The organism is Testudinibacter sp. P80/BLE/0925 (assembly GCF_053570785.1).
Genome location: NZ_CM131636.1, coordinates 650161 through 665612, shown reverse-complemented (window position 1 = coordinate 665612; position 15452 = coordinate 650161). Strand labels below are relative to the sequence as shown.

Below are 15452 nucleotides of genomic sequence, written 5' to 3'. Positions count from 1 at the left end.
GAGTTATGCAAGAATTACATGCCCACACCCCGATGATGCAACAATATTTGCGCCTGAAAGCGGAAAATCCCGATATTTTGCTGTTTTACCGTATGGGGGATTTTTACGAATTATTTTATGACGATGCCAAGAAAGCGGCGCAGTTGTTGGATATTTCGTTGACCAAACGCGGCAATTCCGCCGGGCAGCCGATTCCGATGGCGGGAGTGCCGTATCATGCGGTCGAGGGCTATTTGGCAAAGTTGGTGCGCCTGGGCGAGTCGGTGGCGATTTGCGAGCAGATTGGCGATCCGGCAGCGAGCAAAGGTCCGGTCGAGCGGCAGGTGGTTCGGATTGTCACGCCCGGCACGGTCAGCGACGAAGCCTTGCTCCCGGAGCGGCAAGATAACCTGATCGCGGCGGTGTATCAACACAACGTGCGGTTTGCGCTGGCAACCTTGGACATGAGTTCGGGGCGGTTTCAAATCAGCGAACATGATAATTCGGCGGCGCTGCAAGCGGAGCTGCAACGCTTGTCGATTGCCGAGTTGTTATATGATGAAGAGTTCAGCGACATGGGGCTGTTGCAAGGCTGTCGCGGTTTGCGCCGCCGCCCGATTTGGGAATTTGAACTGAATACCGCACTTCAGTTACTCAACCGTCAGTTCGGCACCAAAGATTTGAAAGCCTTCGGTGTGGAAAAGGCGAGTTTGGGGCTGTGTGCCGCCGGCTGTTTGCTGCATTATGCCAAAGAGACCCAGCGCACCGCCCTGCCGCATATCAATTCGATCAGTCTGGTGCAAAACAGCGAATTTATCGTGCTGGACGCTGCGACGCGGCGCAATTTGGAGCTGACGCAGAATCTTGCCGGCGGCACGGAATACACCTTGGCGTGGGTGTTGGATCACTGTGTCACGCCGATGGGCAGCCGTTTGTTGAAACGCTGGATTCATCAGCCGATTTGCGACACTGCCCAGTTACAAAAGCGGCAACAGGCGATTGCCGATATTTTGCAGTATGACTTAATCGCCGATTTACAACCGTTATTGCGCCAAGTGGGCGACATGGAGCGGATTTTGGCGCGGGTGGCGTTGCGTTCGGCGCGTCCGCGTGATCTCACCCGTTTGCGTAGCGCACTGGAGCAAATTCCGCCGATTAAAAATCAACTGATTCCGCACAATTCGCCGCAGCTAACTGCGCTTTGCGGCTTAATCGACGATTTTTCCGAATTATGTGAACTGTTACAACAGGCGTTGGTGGAAACGCCGCCGTTGCTGATTCGCGACGGTGGGGTGATTGCACCGGGCTATCATGCGGAGTTGGACGAATGGCGCGAGTTGTCTGCCGGCGCAACCCGCTTTTTGGACGAGTTGGAAGCGCGCGAGCGCGAAGCGACCGGCATTGACACCCTGAAAATCGGCTTTAATGCGGTGCACGGCTACTATATCCAAATCAGCCGCGGGCAGGCGGATCGTGCGCCGATACATTATGTGCGCCGCCAAACCCTGAAAAATGCCGAACGTTATATTATTCCCGAACTGAAAACCTACGAAGACAAAGTGCTGAAAGCCAAAGGTGCGGCGTTGGCGTTGGAAAAGCAGTTGTATGACGAATTGTTCGAACGCCTGCTACCGCACTTGGGCGATCTACAGCTGGCGGCGCTGACCCTTGCGCAGTTGGACGTGTTCAGTAATTTAGCCGAACGGGCGCAAACCCTGAATTACAGTCGTCCGCAGTTTGCCGAGCAAATCGGCATTGCGATTGAAAACGGTCGTCACCCGGTGGTGGAACAGGTGATGAGTGATCCGTTTATTGCCAATCCGCTGCAACTCAATCCGCAACGTCATCTTTTGGTGGTAACCGGTCCGAATATGGGGGGTAAAAGCACCTATATGCGGCAAACAGCGTTGATCGTGCTGATGGCATACATCGGCAGTTTTGTACCGGCACAAAGTGCGGTTATCGGCCCGATTGATCGGATTTTTACCCGCATTGGCGCGTCGGACGACCTCGCTTCGGGACGTTCGACCTTTATGGTGGAGATGACCGAAATGGCGAATATTCTGCACCAAGCCGGTGAGAAAAGTTTGGTGCTGATTGATGAAATCGGGCGCGGCACTTCCACTTATGACGGCTTGGCGTTGGCATGGGCGTGCGCCGAGTGGTTGGCGCAAAAATTGCGTTCGCTGACCCTGTTTGCCACCCATTATTTTGAACTGACCGTGTTGCCACAGCAGTTTGAGGGCGTGTTTAACGTACATCTCGACGCCTTGGAACACAACGACAGTATTGCCTTTATGCATGCGGTACAAGAGGGTGCGGCGAGTAAAAGTTACGGCTTGGCGGTAGCGGCATTGGCAGGCGTGCCGAAAAAGGTGCTGACCCTTGCCAAACAAAAACTGAACCAGTTGGAACGTTTATCGCAACAAACGGGTGATCAAAAACTGCAACAACTGCGCGAATTGAACCAAATGCAGGCAGAATTGCCGTTGATCGAAGAAGATGAAGGCAAAAGTGCGGTCTGGCAGATGTTGCAACAGCTCGATCCCGATGATTTAACCCCGAAACAGGCATTGACGTATTTGTATCAGTTAAAAACCTTGGTGAAAGGTTAAAGTAATTGATTTTAATGGTAAAAGTAGGGGCGGATTATATATCCGCCCGAACCGCACTTTGCATTTTTTATTTATAGATTAAATGCATTGTGAATGCTGACCCTGCATTACTACTGATTTAGTGCGTGTTTTAATTCTTCACACCACTCCGGCAGCAAATCAAGCCACTGGGTTAATTTATTTCCTTTAAGATGAAACACCAAATTCGGTAGCTCTTCCGAATTGTCATAAATAAACACTTCATCACAAAGTGGTAAGATTTTAATTAAATTTTGCAAACTGATGTCATAGCGGTTGCGGATTGTCGTTTCATCAATAAAATGTCCGCCGTTTGCTACTCTTGCTTTTACGCGATCAATGTTGATTGAAACACTATTTACACCCACATAATTTAATCGCACATAAAAACTATTTTCTTTGGCTTTCTTGATTCGTTGCAAAATGGAATTGCCTGATAACGTGGATTCCATTGAAAACGAAATTTGATGTTCAATCGCAAATTTAAATAATTCAATCGCTTTTCTGCCAGCAAGGCTGTCCGCCAAGCGTGGATTTTCAGAGTTAATTTGCATGGCGATATGATCGGAATCGATCACAATTTGTACCGTGTCTTTGTTAAATCCGCGTAATGTGGTTTTGCCCGCCCATTGGTGCCGCAGTAGAAAATAGCTAAATTACTTTGCTTTAGCATATTCAATCACTTCTTCATGTCCGTCAGGATAATGGCGAACAATATTCCCATTCGAACGTTGAAACGTCAGTACTTCACGCTTTTTCTTATCGTCCATCCACGCTTTGAATTGAATGTGCAACTGGCGTTGATGCTCGGCAATTTGTTGATTGGTCATTTGCGTTCTCCAATGGCTCATGTCGTTCAGTGATGGGTAAGGGTGTTATTCATTATATACCTGAAGTCAGCCGATTGTCAGTCTTCTGAACTTATCCAATTTTTTGAATAAGTACCGATTCACGCTAATTATATGGATACCGCACTTCGAACGAGCGGATATATAATCCGCCCCTACGCTACCGAATCAGTCATCTTTTTTAATGGAACTAAGAGGAAATCTCCCCTTATGTTATTTGGAGTAATCTCTGGATAACTTCGGCAGTTTCATACCGATTTTGCCGGCAAGATAAGTACAGGTGCAAAAACCGGTCAAGCCGCTGGTCAGCATATTTAATGCGGTGATTAAGCTGAGCAGCAGCCAAAATGAACTAATAAAAAACGGGCTGGCGTGTAAGCCCAACAGTAACGAAAGCAGGATTGATAACCCGCGAATAAAATTGACTAATTGCCAATATGCCACAACTAACCTCAAAATAGTTTACAAATAACAAAAGATTATTGAGTATAACGCAAAAGTATTGGAAATAAATGTGATGTGTGTCATTATTTTTTAATAAAATAGCTAACAGATTGATTTTTGCGCCGAACCGTGTTTTAAATTCGATTTAATACTTGGTCAAACTCGCTTGCCGTACTACTTGCACTATCTGTGCCCGTTTGCTTGCCTTAAAATGATTATCTGCAATAAGTGCGGTTAAACTCAGCGCAAAGGGCAATCTTTACAATATTTGCCCTTTTTCTTATATTTTTTACAGCATTTGCTTTTTTTGCCCACGTTACATTTTTTCCGCCAAGGTTGACTTTTCGCCGCCGAATGCGTCCGACAGGCGTTCGCTCAGTTGCGCCAAAATGCCGGTCATCAGAATAAAATCCGCGTCAAAACGCTGGGCGTAATCCTCTTTCAAAATGTCATCGTTTTTATCGCGCACATTATCGGCAAATTTCAATCGCTTCAGGCTGCAATCTTGTTGCAACACAAAACTGAGGTGTTGCTCCCATTCCAAGGCAAGTTTGGTGATTTGCTTACCGGCGGCAAAGTGGTTTTGCATTTCGTCGCTGTCTAACGCTTGTTGTTTGCAACGGATCACCGCTTCATCGGTGGTTGACGTCAATTCCGCTTCATCAAGTGCGGTCAGCCAGCCCGGCAGATTGTCATTGGCGATCCAGTCGGTCATCACCGCACTTGGCTCGTTGGCAAACGCCAATGGGATCACCGGCAGTGAACCAAGCGATTTACGCAGTAACGCCAGCGTGTCTTCCGCCCGTTTTGCCGAGGCGGCATTGAGGTAAATCAGGTCATTGACCGAATCGATCCAAAGTGCGGTCTGTTGTTTTTTGCTAAAGGCGCGCGGCAACAATTCGTTAATCACATCGTCTTTTAAGGTTTGTTTTTCCATTTTCGTCAGCTTGCGCTGCTCTTTTTCTTCCAAGGTTTCGATCCGCTCGTCCAACGCCTGTTTCACTACCTGCGCCGGCAGGATTTTTTCCTCTTTTTGCGCAACCAGCAGCGTTTGCCCATTGACGCTGAAATGCAGCAACTCGCTGCCGTTTAACGGTTTTGCCCAGCCGAATTTGCTCTGATCGTGGCTGCCGCACGGATAAAATGCCTGATTCGGCAAGCTGCTGTCGAGGGTTTGGCTGCTCCAGTCCAGCTTTTTGCTGAGACGATAGACCAAGATATTTTTAAACCAATACATCAATCTGTTTTCCTGCTTATGTTAGAATGGCGAAATTGGTGGACATTGTAACAAGGAAAAGCCTATGCAGCACAAATTAATTGCCTTTATCGGCGCGGGCAATATGACTCGGGCGATTATCGCCGGTTTGTTGCACAGCGGTTATCCGGCGGCGAAGATTATCGCCAGTAATCCGAGTGCGGCGAAATTGGCGGCGCTTGCCGAATTGGGCGTGCAAACCACGCAGGATAACCGTGTGGCGGCAGAAAATGCAGAGGTGGTGGTGTTGGCGGTGAAACCACAGTTGATGGCAGCTGCTTGCGCGGATTTTGCCGGGGTGGATTTTGCTCAAAAACTGGTGATTTCAATTGCCGCCGGCATTTCGTTACAACGGTTGTCGGAATTATTGCCAAGTGCGGTCGCCGCGATTCGCGCCATGCCGAACACGCCGTCGTTGTTGGCGGCAGGCATGACAGGGTTGTTTGCCAATCCGCACAGTAGCGCGGCAGACCGCACTTTTGCCGCCGAATTAATGCAGGCGGTCGGCAACATTTGTTGGCTGGAAAACGAAAGCGATATTAACAGCGTGATCGCCGCCTCCGGCAGCAGCCCCGCGTATTTTTTTCTGTTTTTGGAAGCCATGCAGAGCGAACTGGTAAATATGCAGCTCAGCCCTCAAACCGCACGCGCATTGATTCAACAGGCGATGTTGGGCGCAGCGCAAATGGTGATTGAAAATCCGCAGACCGATCTTGCGACTTTGCGTGCGCAGGTGACGTCCAAAGGCGGCACCACCGCGGCGGCGATCGCGGTGTTTGAACAGCGGCAATTGGCGCAAACGGTGGCGCAAGCCATGCAAGCGGCGGTGGCGCGGGCGCAGGAAATGGAGCGGTTATTTTAATGTCGAAACAAACGGGATTATCGCCTTTTGCCTGGTTGGTGTGCGGCTTTGTCGGCTATTTCTTTAGCTTCGGCGTGTTTGTGCCCTACTTACCGGCGTGGTTAAGCGCACACAATTATTCGGTCGAGCTGATCAGCAGCGTATTGGCGGCGGCATATATCGCCCGCTTTTTGGGTTCCGTGCTGTTTTCGCAGTGGAGCAAGCCGGATAATCTGATTCTGTTGCTACGGCTGGTGGCTCTGGGCAGTATCGGCTTAGTGGTGATGTTGGCGTTAAAGCCCGATCAAATCGGGTTGTTGGTGCCGTTGTTATTGCTGTTGAATGCGATTTTCGGCTCAGGTATTCCGCTCACCGATTCGTTGGCAAGCACTTGGCAGCAGCAGGTCAATTTCAACTACGGGCGCGCCCGATTAAGCGGTTCGTTGGCATTTATGTCGGCGAGTTTGAGCGGCGGTTATATTTTGCAGGCATGGGGCGACCGCAATATGATGTGGTGGCTGGCGATCTGTCTTTGTCTGTTTTTAGGCTCGACCTTATTCAAAGCGCGCTTAAAACCGCAAGCGGTGATCGGCGCAAGTGCGGTGGCGGCAAATCGCGGCGGCAGCTATCAAGCCTTATTAAGCCGACGGCATATCCTGTTTTTAGTGATTGCCCTGTCGCTGATTCAGGGCGCCCATGCCAGTTATTATGCCTATAGCGTGATGTATTGGACCGCAAACGGTATCGACATCAGCCTGACCGGTTGGCTGTGGGGCGTGAGCGTGGCGGCGGAAGTGTTGGTGTTTTTCTTTGCCGAAAAACTGTTTAAAAATATTTCGCTCCATTCATTGTTGCTGTTCACCACGCTGGTGTCGATTGTGCGCTGGCTGTTAACCGGCGCGATTACCGATTTTGCGTTGCTGCTGCCGATTCAAGCCTTGCACGGCATTACCTTTGCTCTGTGCCATTTCGCCACGGTGCGCTTTATCTCCGGCCAGCCGAGCGGCGATATTGCCAAGTTGCAGGCGCTGTATGCCGGCGTGGCGTGTTGCCTCAGTGTGGCGCTGTTTATGTGGCTTGCCGGGTTTGCCTATCAACACAATCCGGCATGGGCGTTTTATCTGATGGCGCTCTTGGTTGTGCCGGCATTATTTCTACTGCCGAAAGAACAGCCGATACGGATTCGATCCGTTTAGCCTTGATGAGGCTTGTCCGGTGAAGTTTTAGGCAAAAAGATAAAAATATTTTCTTGACTTTTGCTTGAAGTCTCGTTTTAGATCCCCATTTAATCCTCGTGAACAAAATTTATTCAGGAGGATTTTTTTATGAATATCGAAAAATTTACCACCAAATTCCAACAGGCGCTTGCCGAAGCGCAGTCGCTGGCGTTAGGCAATGAGCAACAATATATCGAGCCGCTGCATTTGATGGCGGCATTAATCAACCAACAAGGCGGTTCGGTGCAGCCGTTGTTACTCAGTTGCGGCGTGAATGTGGCGCAACTGAAAAGCCAACTGACCACCGAGATTGCACGTCTGGCAAAAGTGGAAGGCAACAGCGGCGATGTGCAATTGTCGCAAAGCTTAGTGCGCTTGCTCAATCGTTGCGATCAGCTGGCACAAAAACGGCAAGATAAATTTATCTCGTCCGAGCTGTTTGTGTTGGCGGCATTGGAAGACAAAACCGCACTTGGCAACGTGTTGCGCCAAAGCGGCTTGAAAGCCGAAGCGGTGGAAGCGGCAATTCAAAAAATGCGCGGCGGCGAAAGCGTGAACGATCAAAATGCGGAGGAATCACGCCAAGCGTTAGACAAATTTACCATTGACCTGACCGCGCGCGCCGAGAGTGGCAAGCTCGATCCGGTGATCGGGCGTGATGACGAAATCCGGCGTGCGATTCAAGTGTTGCAACGCCGCACTAAAAACAATCCGGTGCTGATCGGTGAGCCGGGCGTGGGTAAAACCGCGATTGTCGAAGGCTTGGCGCAGCGGATTGTCAACGGCGAAGTGCCGGAAGGCCTGCGCAATAAACGGGTGTTATCGCTGGATATGGGGGCACTGATTGCCGGTGCGAAATATCGCGGGGAGTTTGAAGAGCGTTTGAAAGGCGTATTAAACGAACTGGCGAAAGAAGAAGGGCGGGTGATTTTGTTTATCGACGAAATTCACACCATGGTCGGCGCGGGCAAATCCGACGGCGCAATGGACGCCGGCAATATGCTGAAACCGGCGTTGGCGCGCGGCGAGTTGCACTGCGTCGGCGCGACTACGCTTGATGAATACCGCCAATATATCGAAAAAGACGCGGCGTTGGAGCGGCGTTTCCAAAAAGTGCTGGTGGACGAACCGAGCGTGGAAGACACAATTGCGATTTTGCGCGGTTTGAAAGAGCGGTATGAAATTCACCACCATGTGCAGATCACCGATCCGGCGATTGTGGCGGCGGCGACGCTTTCGCACCGTTATATTTCCGACCGCCAATTGCCGGATAAAGCGATTGATTTGATCGACGAGGCGGCATCGAGTATCCGCATGGAAATCGATTCCAAACCGCAACCGTTGGATCGCTTGGAGCGGCGGATTATCCAGTTAAAACTGGAACAACAGGCGTTGCAAAAAGAAGATGATGACGCCAGCCGTAAACGCTTGCAAATGTTGGAAACCGAACTGAGCGAAAAAGAGCGTGAGTATTCCGAATTGGAAGAGGTGTGGAAAAGCGAAAAAGCCGCCCTGTCCGGCACGCAACACATTAAAGCCGAGCTGGATAACGCTCGCACCCAAATGGAACAAGCGCGCCGCGCCAGCGATTTCGCCAAAATGTCGGAGTTGCAATACGGCTTGATTCCGGAGCTGGAAAAACAGTTGCAGCAAGCGGAAGCGTCGGAAGGCAAAGAGATGACCTTGTTGCGTTATCGCGTTACCGACGAGGAGATCGCCGAAGTGTTGTCGCGTGCGACCGGCATTCCGGTTGCCCGCATGATGGAAGGCGAAAAAGAGAAACTGCTGCGCATGGAAGACGAATTGCACAAACGGGTGATCGGGCAAAGCGAAGCGGTGGAAGCGGTCGCCAATGCGATTCGCCGCAGCCGCGCCGGTTTGGCGGATCCGAACCGTCCGATTGGTTCGTTCCTGTTCTTAGGCCCGACCGGGGTGGGTAAAACCGAGCTGTGCAAAACCTTAGCGCAGTTTATGTTCGACAGCGACGACGCGATGATTCGGATCGATATGTCCGAATTTATGGAGAAACACAGTGTGTCACGCTTGGTCGGCGCGCCTCCGGGCTATGTCGGCTACGAAGAGGGCGGTTATCTGACCGAAGCCGTACGCCGCCGCCCGTATTCGGTGATTTTGCTCGACGAAGTGGAAAAAGCGCACCACGATGTGTTCAACATTCTGTTGCAAGTGTTGGACGACGGACGTTTGACCGACGGACAAGGACGCACCGTCGATTTCCGCAATACGGTGGTGATTATGACCTCCAACTTGGGTTCGGATCTGATTCAGGAAAACGTGAACGACTTGGATTACGGCTCGGTGAAAGAGCTGGTGATGTCGGTGGTCAGCCGCCATTTCCGTCCGGAATTTATCAACCGGATTGATGAAACCGTGGTGTTCCACCCGTTGGATAAAGCCAATATTCAAGCGATTGCTTCGATTCAGTTGCAACGCCTGAGCAAGCGTATGCAGGCGCACGGTTACCAAATTGGGTTCAGCCCGGCAGCGTTGGATTTTATCGGCAACGTCGGCTACGACCCGATTTACGGCGCACGTCCGCTGAAACGCGCAATCCAACAGGAAATTGAAAATCCGTTGGCGCAGCAAATTTTGTCCGGCAAATTACTACCGGGCAAACCGGTGACCGTCGATGTGGTGGATAACCGGGTGATTGCAAGCCAATAAGACTGAGGCGCATAATCTTGACCGCACTTTGTATCTAAAACCAGCAAAGTGCGGTTTTTTTGTTTAATTTTTTATCCAAGCGCCCTAATTTTATTTCGTTTGAGGTAAAATCATATAAAAAATGAACATAAAAAGGAGAAATTATGAAACAGTCGCTACGCCATAAGCAAATTGTCGAATTGGTGCTGCAACAAGGTTATATCAGCACCGAGGATTTGGTGGCGGTGTTTAAGGTGACCTCGCAAACCATTCGGCGTGATCTGAATGAGTTGGCAGAGCAAAATTTGATTCGCCGTCATCATGGCGGCGCAGCCTCTCCTTCCAGTATTGAAAACAGTGATTATCAAGAGCGTAAGCATTTCTTTTCCAAAGAAAAAGAGGCGATTGCCAAGCGGGTGGCAAGCCTGATTCCGAACGGTTCATCCCTGTTTATCGACATCGGCTCGACCCCGGAAGCGGTCGCCCATGCGCTGTTGGATCATCAACACCTGCAAATTGTGACCAACAATCTGAATGCGGCGTATATTTTGATGAAAAAAGCCGATTTTAATATTACGATTGCCGGCGGTAATTTACGCGAAGACGGCGGTATGATCGGCGAGGCAACGGTGGATTTTATTTCCCAATTCCGTTTGGATTACGGCATTTTGGGCATTAGCGCAATTGATGAGGACGGCACGCTGTTGGATTACGATTTTCATGAAGTGCAGGTGAAACGTGCGCTGATGAAAGCCTCGCGCAAGGTGTTGCTGCCGATCGACCATTCCAAATTTAACCGTCATGCCACGGTGTGTTTGGCGGCAATTCAAGAGCTGGACGTGGTGCTGACTGACCGTGAGCCGAGTGAGAAAATTTGCGACTTGTTACAACAAGCCAATGTGCAACTGGAGATTTGCAAATCAGCATGATTTTAGAAAAATTCGAGGATATTTATCAGCGTGCCGCCGCACACAAAGGCGGTGCGGCGCAACTGGAAGCGCGCTTGTGCAAGATAAAAACCGCCGAGGAACTGGCGCAAGTGCCCGATCACCGCTGGCTGGCGGAAATGACGCGCAAAGTATTCCAATGCGGCATTGTCTGGCAGGTAGTGAACAAAAAATGGGACAACTTCGAGCAGGTGTTTTGGGGCTTTGAGATTGAAAAACTGCTGCTGATGCCCGATGAATTGTGGGAAAAGAAAGCGCAGGATCCGGGTATTATCCGTTATTGGCCGAAAGTGGAAACGATTAAATACAATGCGCAGATGATTCACGAAGCCAATCTGAACGGCGGCTTTTCCAAGCTGATTGCCGAGTGGGACAGCAATAACATCACCGCACTTTGGCAGTATTTGAAAAAACACGGCAAGCGTTTGGGCGGCAACACAGGCGCTTACAGTCTACGGGCGCTCGGCAAAGACACTTTTTTACTCACCCACGATGTCGAAGCCTACCTGCGCACGCATAAACTGATTGACGGCGGCATTCAAACCCAACGCAATTTTGCGATTGCGCAACAGGTTTTCGCCGAATGGCAACAACAAAGCGGGCGTCCGCTGGCACATATCAGCCAGATTGTGGCGTTCAGTATGGGTGATTAAAACATAGGTGGCTAACATGTCGATTGGTTTGCGTTTATTTGTTTCATTGTTGGTAATTGGCATTATTGCCGGCTTAGTCGGCTTCGCACTAACCGAATTAATGCATTTTGTGCAACATCATGCCTTTGCTTATGCCTTAAATGGTGAAAATTTGCCGTTTCGCGTCGGCGTTGAGCAAGCCGAACCGAACCGCCGTTGGTTAGTGTTGACGCTATGCGGGTTGTTGGTCGGTTTCGGTTGGTATGCCATTCAACGTTGGGGGGCTAAATTAGTCGGTTTTAAAGCGGCAATGGCGGCGCCGCAACAAGGTATGCCGTTTTTTACCACCGTTTGCCACGCCCTGCTGCAAATTATCACCGTCGGCTTGGGCTCGCCATTAGGGCGTGAAAGCGCGCCGCGCGAAATGAGCGCGGCATTTGCCTCGGTGTGGATTAAACGGGCAAAATTAAGCGATGACGATGCTGCGCTGTTGATTGCCTGCGCCGCCGGTGCCGGGTTGGCGGCGGTGTATAATGTGCCGTTGGCGGCAACGGTTTTTATTCTGGAAACCTTGGTGGTGGCAATCAACAGAAGGGTTATCTTCGCCGCCTTGCTGACCTCGCTCACCGCCACCATGGTGGTGCGTTACACCTTGGGTGATTTGGTGCAATATCATTTAAGCGACAGCGAAGTTAATCATGCCCTGCTGTGGTTCGCGCTGTCGCTCGGTTTGTTGATCACGCCGGTGGTCAAACTGTTCCGTTATACCACCGCACTTGTGCCGTTTTTACCACGCACGGATAAACGGATTATTCCCTTGGCAATTTTGTTGTTCAGTTTAATCGGCGTGGTGGCGATAGCATTTCCCGATGTGCTGGGCAACGGCAAAGCGGGCAACCAGTTGGCATTTGCCGGGTTGCTGAATTGGCATGACGGTTTGGCATTATTCGCGATGAAATGGCTGGTGGTGTTGCTCGCCTTGGCAGCGGGCGCGTATGGCGGCTTGATTACGCCGTCGATGATGCTCGGCAGTATCTTGGCATTTTCGTTGGCGTTGGGCTGGAACCAATTTTTACCACCGATTTCGCTCGAAAGTGCCGCCCTGATCGGCGCCACCGCTTTTCTCGCGATTTCTCTCAAAATGCCACTGACCGCGATAGTGTTCGCCTTGGAATTGAGCCGCACTTCCGCCGCAATGTTGCTGCCGTTGGCATTGGCGGTATGCAGTGCTTGGGCGGTTGAAAAGTGGTGGTTTGACAGTAGCAAAACAAACAAAGCAAAAACCGCACTTTGAGTGAAAAGTAATCTGCCCCCAAAAGTTGGACTGCAAAACCAACTGACTAAGGTGCAGATTTTTATGACTAAATATACCCAAGCATTTAAACAACACACAGTTGAATATTACTTTCAACATGCTCAATCCCTTCGTCAAACATCAAAACACGTTCAAGTTCCACTACGCTGTATTCGTCACTGGGTTGCACAATATCAACATGCGGGCTCAGATGGCTTGCGAGTCAAACATACTGCCCGAAAATTTACCGTCGAAGAAAAGCTTCAAGCCGTCAAATTAGCCCGACAAGGGCTGTTCTCCCTTGAACACATCGCCTTAACCTTGGGTATCTCAGGAGGCACTGTTATTTCTAAATGGTTGCAACGATTCAAACAATTTGGCATAAATGGACTGATTGATAAGCCCAAAGGACGACCAGCCGTGAATAAACCGAATAAATCGAAAAAACACGTTAAGCCATTAACGCCGTTAAAACAATTAGAACAAGAGAATTTACGTTTGCGTGCGGAGAATGCCATCTTAAAAAAGTCGATGGAATTATCCCTGAAAGACGAAGCCGAAAGGCAGAAATTGTTAAAGCCTTAAACGGTGATTTTCCGCTTAATTTATTATTAGATATCATTAAGTTAGCTCGAAGCACTTACTTTTACCATCAACAACCGAAGACAGATAAAGAGGCCGATTTAAAAGCGGAAATCCGTCAAATTAAACGAGAGAATCCGCAGTATGGCTATCGCCGAGTGACATTGGCACTCGGTACGGTCAATCACAAAAAGGTGCAACGTTTGATTCAGATGATGGGCTTACAGGTGAAAGGGAGGAAAAAACGGAAATATTGTTCTTACAGAGGTGAAGTGGGTCGAATTGCTGATAATCTGTTAGTACGTCATTTTACGGCGGAAAATGCCTACGAGAAATTAGTGACCGATGTCACTGAATTCAAAGCGAAAGACGGCAATAAAGTGTATTTATCGCCGATTTTAGACTTATCTAATAATGAAGTGATTGCCTATCAACTTGGTCGTCGTCCAAACCGGGCACTGGTTGAGCAGATGTTGCGACAAGCCGTGAATAAGCTCCCGAAGGAGGCAACGCCGATATTACATTCAGACCAAGGCCGGCAGTATCAAATGCCGTCTTATCGCAAGATATTGGCAGATAATCAAATTCAAATCAGTATGTCAAGAAAGGGAAACTGCTTAGATAATGGCACAATGGAAAGTTTTTCGGCAGGCTGAAGACAGAATGTTTTTATGTTCAGCAATTTGATACGGCAGATGACATTGAGCAGGCGGTTCATCAATATATTGAGTATTACAATACTGAACGAATTCAAGTAAGATTAAAAGGATTAAGCCCGATACAATATCGAACTCAATCCGTTCATTAAGCAGTCCAACTTTTTAGGGTCAGATCAAACCTGAATTGGCAGCGCAGCACAGCCTATCCTGACCTGCGTACGATTGAAAATATTGCGCAGATGTTGGGGCGGGCATTGCATTCCTATCAGCTGTTGCGCCAGCGACAACACTTAATTTTAATGCAGGAACGCTCGATTATTGCGCGTGAATTGCATGATTCCTTGGCACAAGTGTTGGCATATCTGCAAATCCGGTTGACGTTGATACGCCGCAGTATTTTGCAAGAACTGAGCGAGGAGCGGGCGGCGAAAAGTTTGAATATTCTGCACCAATTTGAAACCGCACTTGCCGACGGTTATACCCAACTGCGCGAGCTGTTGGCGACTTTCCGTTTGACCGTCAGCGAATCGAACTTGAAACTTGCCTTGCAGGAGGTGATCAATTCGTTACAATCTCGTTCCGAAGCGCAAATCACGCTGGATTGTGCGTTACCGTCGCAATTGCTAAACGCGCAACAACAGATTCATTTACTGCAAATTGTGCGTGAGGCGGTGCTGAACAGCATTAAACACGCCCACGCCACGTTGATTGAAGTGATTGCGCGCAGTAACGACAACGGCGAAAACACCGTGATTATTCGCGATAACGGTGTCGGCATTCCATCGCTGGCGGAACCAAGTGGGCACTACGGCTTGAATATCATGCAGGAGCGAGCGCAAGAGTTGAATGCGCATTTGACCATTGCGCGTCGTGCCAGCGGCGGCACCGAAGTCAGTTTATTGTTGGCGGACGACGTGGAATAACAAGGATTACACATGACAACCATTCGGATTGAAAAAGCCCAAGCGCAAGATTTGGCGCAAATTGTGGCGATTTATAACCAAACTATCGCCAGCCGCCATATCACCTCCGATTTAGCCCCGATATCGGTTGCCGACCGACAAGCTTGGTTTGACTTTCACCGCAATAGCGCGCGCCACCCGATTTGGGCGGTGCGAAATACGCCAGATCAGCTGATCGGTTGGGCAAGCTTGTCGCCGTTTTACGGGCGACCGGCATACGATATCACCGCCGAAGCCAGTTTTTATCTGGATAACCAAGCCAAAGGCAAAGGAATTGGCACGCAAGTGGTACGTTTTTTACAACAGCAAATGCAACCGCTGCATTATTCCACTCTGCTCGCCTTTGTGTTCAAAGGCAACCCCGCCAGCGTCGGCGTGCTGCAAAAATGCGGTTTTCAGCAATGGGGCGAACTGCCGAATATCGCCGATATGCAGCAGCATAAAGAAACGTTGCTGTTGTTGGGTTACCAAACGGAATGAAAAAATCAGGGCGCATTA

Annotated in this window: 11 protein-coding genes and 3 pseudogenes; 10 read left to right on the top strand and 4 right to left on the bottom strand. The window is 49.7% G+C overall.

The features are described 5' to 3' along the window. The first annotated feature begins 5 nt into the window (after nucleotides 1-5). Nucleotides 6-2594, top strand: coding sequence for a DNA mismatch repair protein MutS (gene mutS / locus ACWA5Z_RS03290; protein WP_431053900.1), 2589 nt, complete (start codon nucleotides 6-8; stop codon nucleotides 2592-2594). A gap of 110 nt (nucleotides 2595-2704) precedes the next feature. Here mutS and ACWA5Z_RS03285 read toward each other — a convergent pair. The 4 genes and pseudogenes from ACWA5Z_RS03285 to rdgC form a co-directional block, all read right to left on the bottom strand. After that, nucleotides 2705-3285: pseudogene (locus ACWA5Z_RS03285) on the bottom strand (zeta toxin family protein). Beyond that, a complete protein-coding gene (locus tag ACWA5Z_RS03280) occupies nucleotides 3269-3442 on the bottom strand; it encodes a hypothetical protein (RefSeq protein WP_431053899.1) in 174 nt (57 codons plus the stop codon). The pseudogene ACWA5Z_RS03285 and the gene ACWA5Z_RS03280 overlap by 17 nt, the downstream one beginning before the upstream one ends. 231 nt (nucleotides 3443-3673) lie before the next feature. Further along, complete coding sequence (locus ACWA5Z_RS03275; RefSeq protein WP_431053898.1) at nucleotides 3674-3904, bottom strand: hypothetical protein; 231 nt, start codon at nucleotides 3902-3904, stop codon at nucleotides 3674-3676. 316 nt (nucleotides 3905-4220) lie between these two features. Beyond that, nucleotides 4221-5141, bottom strand: coding sequence for a recombination-associated protein RdgC (gene rdgC, locus ACWA5Z_RS03270; RefSeq protein WP_431053897.1), 921 nt, complete (start codon nucleotides 5139-5141; stop codon nucleotides 4221-4223). A 64-nt stretch (nucleotides 5142-5205) separates the two neighbouring features. Here rdgC and proC point away from each other — a divergent pair, with 64 nt between their 5' ends. The 9 genes and pseudogenes from proC (at nucleotide 5206) to ACWA5Z_RS03225 (ending at nucleotide 15434) form a co-directional block, all read left to right on the top strand. Next, nucleotides 5206-6021 carry a pyrroline-5-carboxylate reductase gene (gene proC, locus ACWA5Z_RS03265; protein ID WP_431053896.1) on the top strand — a complete coding sequence of 272 codons (816 nt, stop codon included), beginning with the start codon at nucleotides 5206-5208 and terminating at the stop codon, nucleotides 6019-6021. Next, a complete protein-coding gene (locus ACWA5Z_RS03260) occupies nucleotides 6021-7196 on the top strand; it encodes a 3-phenylpropionate MFS transporter (protein ID WP_431053895.1) in 1176 nt (391 codons plus the stop codon). Before proC ends, ACWA5Z_RS03260 begins: the two co-directional genes overlap by 1 nt. A gap of 129 nt (nucleotides 7197-7325) precedes the next feature. Further along, nucleotides 7326-9899 (top strand): ATP-dependent chaperone ClpB, encoded by a 2574-nt coding sequence (gene clpB, locus ACWA5Z_RS03255; protein WP_431053894.1) that lies wholly within the window; start codon nucleotides 7326-7328, stop codon nucleotides 9897-9899. Nucleotides 9900-10042: 143 nt separating this feature from the next. Further along, the gene (locus ACWA5Z_RS03250; RefSeq protein WP_431053893.1) at nucleotides 10043-10807 is read left to right on the top strand and encodes a DeoR/GlpR family transcriptional regulator; all 765 of its coding nucleotides are present in this window, start codon (nucleotides 10043-10045) and stop codon (nucleotides 10805-10807) included. Then, nucleotides 10804-11478 carry a DNA-3-methyladenine glycosylase I gene (locus tag ACWA5Z_RS03245; RefSeq protein ID WP_431053892.1) on the top strand — a complete coding sequence of 225 codons (675 nt, stop codon included), beginning with the start codon at nucleotides 10804-10806 and terminating at the stop codon, nucleotides 11476-11478. Before ACWA5Z_RS03250 ends, ACWA5Z_RS03245 begins: the two co-directional genes overlap by 4 nt. A 16-nt stretch (nucleotides 11479-11494) precedes the next feature. Next, the gene (locus tag ACWA5Z_RS03240) at nucleotides 11495-12751 is read left to right on the top strand and encodes a chloride channel protein (RefSeq protein ID WP_431053891.1); all 1257 of its coding nucleotides are present in this window, start codon (nucleotides 11495-11497) and stop codon (nucleotides 12749-12751) included. Nucleotides 12752-12814: 63 nt separating this feature from the next. Further along, nucleotides 12815-14141, top strand: a pseudogene (locus ACWA5Z_RS03235) (IS3 family transposase). A gap of 30 nt (nucleotides 14142-14171) precedes the next feature. Further along, nucleotides 14172-14915: pseudogene (locus ACWA5Z_RS03230) on the top strand (ATP-binding protein); the annotation flags it as partial. 12 nt (nucleotides 14916-14927) lie between these two features. Beyond that, entirely contained in the window at nucleotides 14928-15434 is a 507-nt protein-coding gene (locus ACWA5Z_RS03225; RefSeq protein ID WP_431053890.1) for a GNAT family N-acetyltransferase, read from the top strand. Nucleotides 15435-15452: the final 18 nt, after the last annotated feature.

Bases quoted from the DNA above. Each gene is read 5' to 3' on its own strand.
- mutS (WP_431053900.1), top strand. From the start codon at position 6: ATGCAAGAATTACATGCCCACACCCCGATGATGCAACAATATTTGCGC.
- ACWA5Z_RS03280 (WP_431053899.1), bottom strand. From the start codon at position 3,442: ATGACCAATCAACAAATTGCCGAGCATCAACGCCAGTTGCACATTCAA.
- rdgC (WP_431053897.1), bottom strand. From the start codon at position 5,141: ATGTATTGGTTTAAAAATATCTTGGTCTATCGTCTCAGCAAAAAGCTG.
- proC (WP_431053896.1), top strand. From the start codon at position 5,206: ATGCAGCACAAATTAATTGCCTTTATCGGCGCGGGCAATATGACTCGG.
- ACWA5Z_RS03260 (WP_431053895.1), top strand. From the start codon at position 6,021: ATGTCGAAACAAACGGGATTATCGCCTTTTGCCTGGTTGGTGTGCGGC.
- clpB (WP_431053894.1), top strand. From the start codon at position 7,326: ATGAATATCGAAAAATTTACCACCAAATTCCAACAGGCGCTTGCCGAA.
- ACWA5Z_RS03250 (WP_431053893.1), top strand. From the start codon at position 10,043: ATGAAACAGTCGCTACGCCATAAGCAAATTGTCGAATTGGTGCTGCAA.
- ACWA5Z_RS03245 (WP_431053892.1), top strand. From the start codon at position 10,804: ATGATTTTAGAAAAATTCGAGGATATTTATCAGCGTGCCGCCGCACAC.
- ACWA5Z_RS03240 (WP_431053891.1), top strand. From the start codon at position 11,495: ATGTCGATTGGTTTGCGTTTATTTGTTTCATTGTTGGTAATTGGCATT.
- ACWA5Z_RS03225 (WP_431053890.1), top strand. From the start codon at position 14,928: ATGACAACCATTCGGATTGAAAAAGCCCAAGCGCAAGATTTGGCGCAA.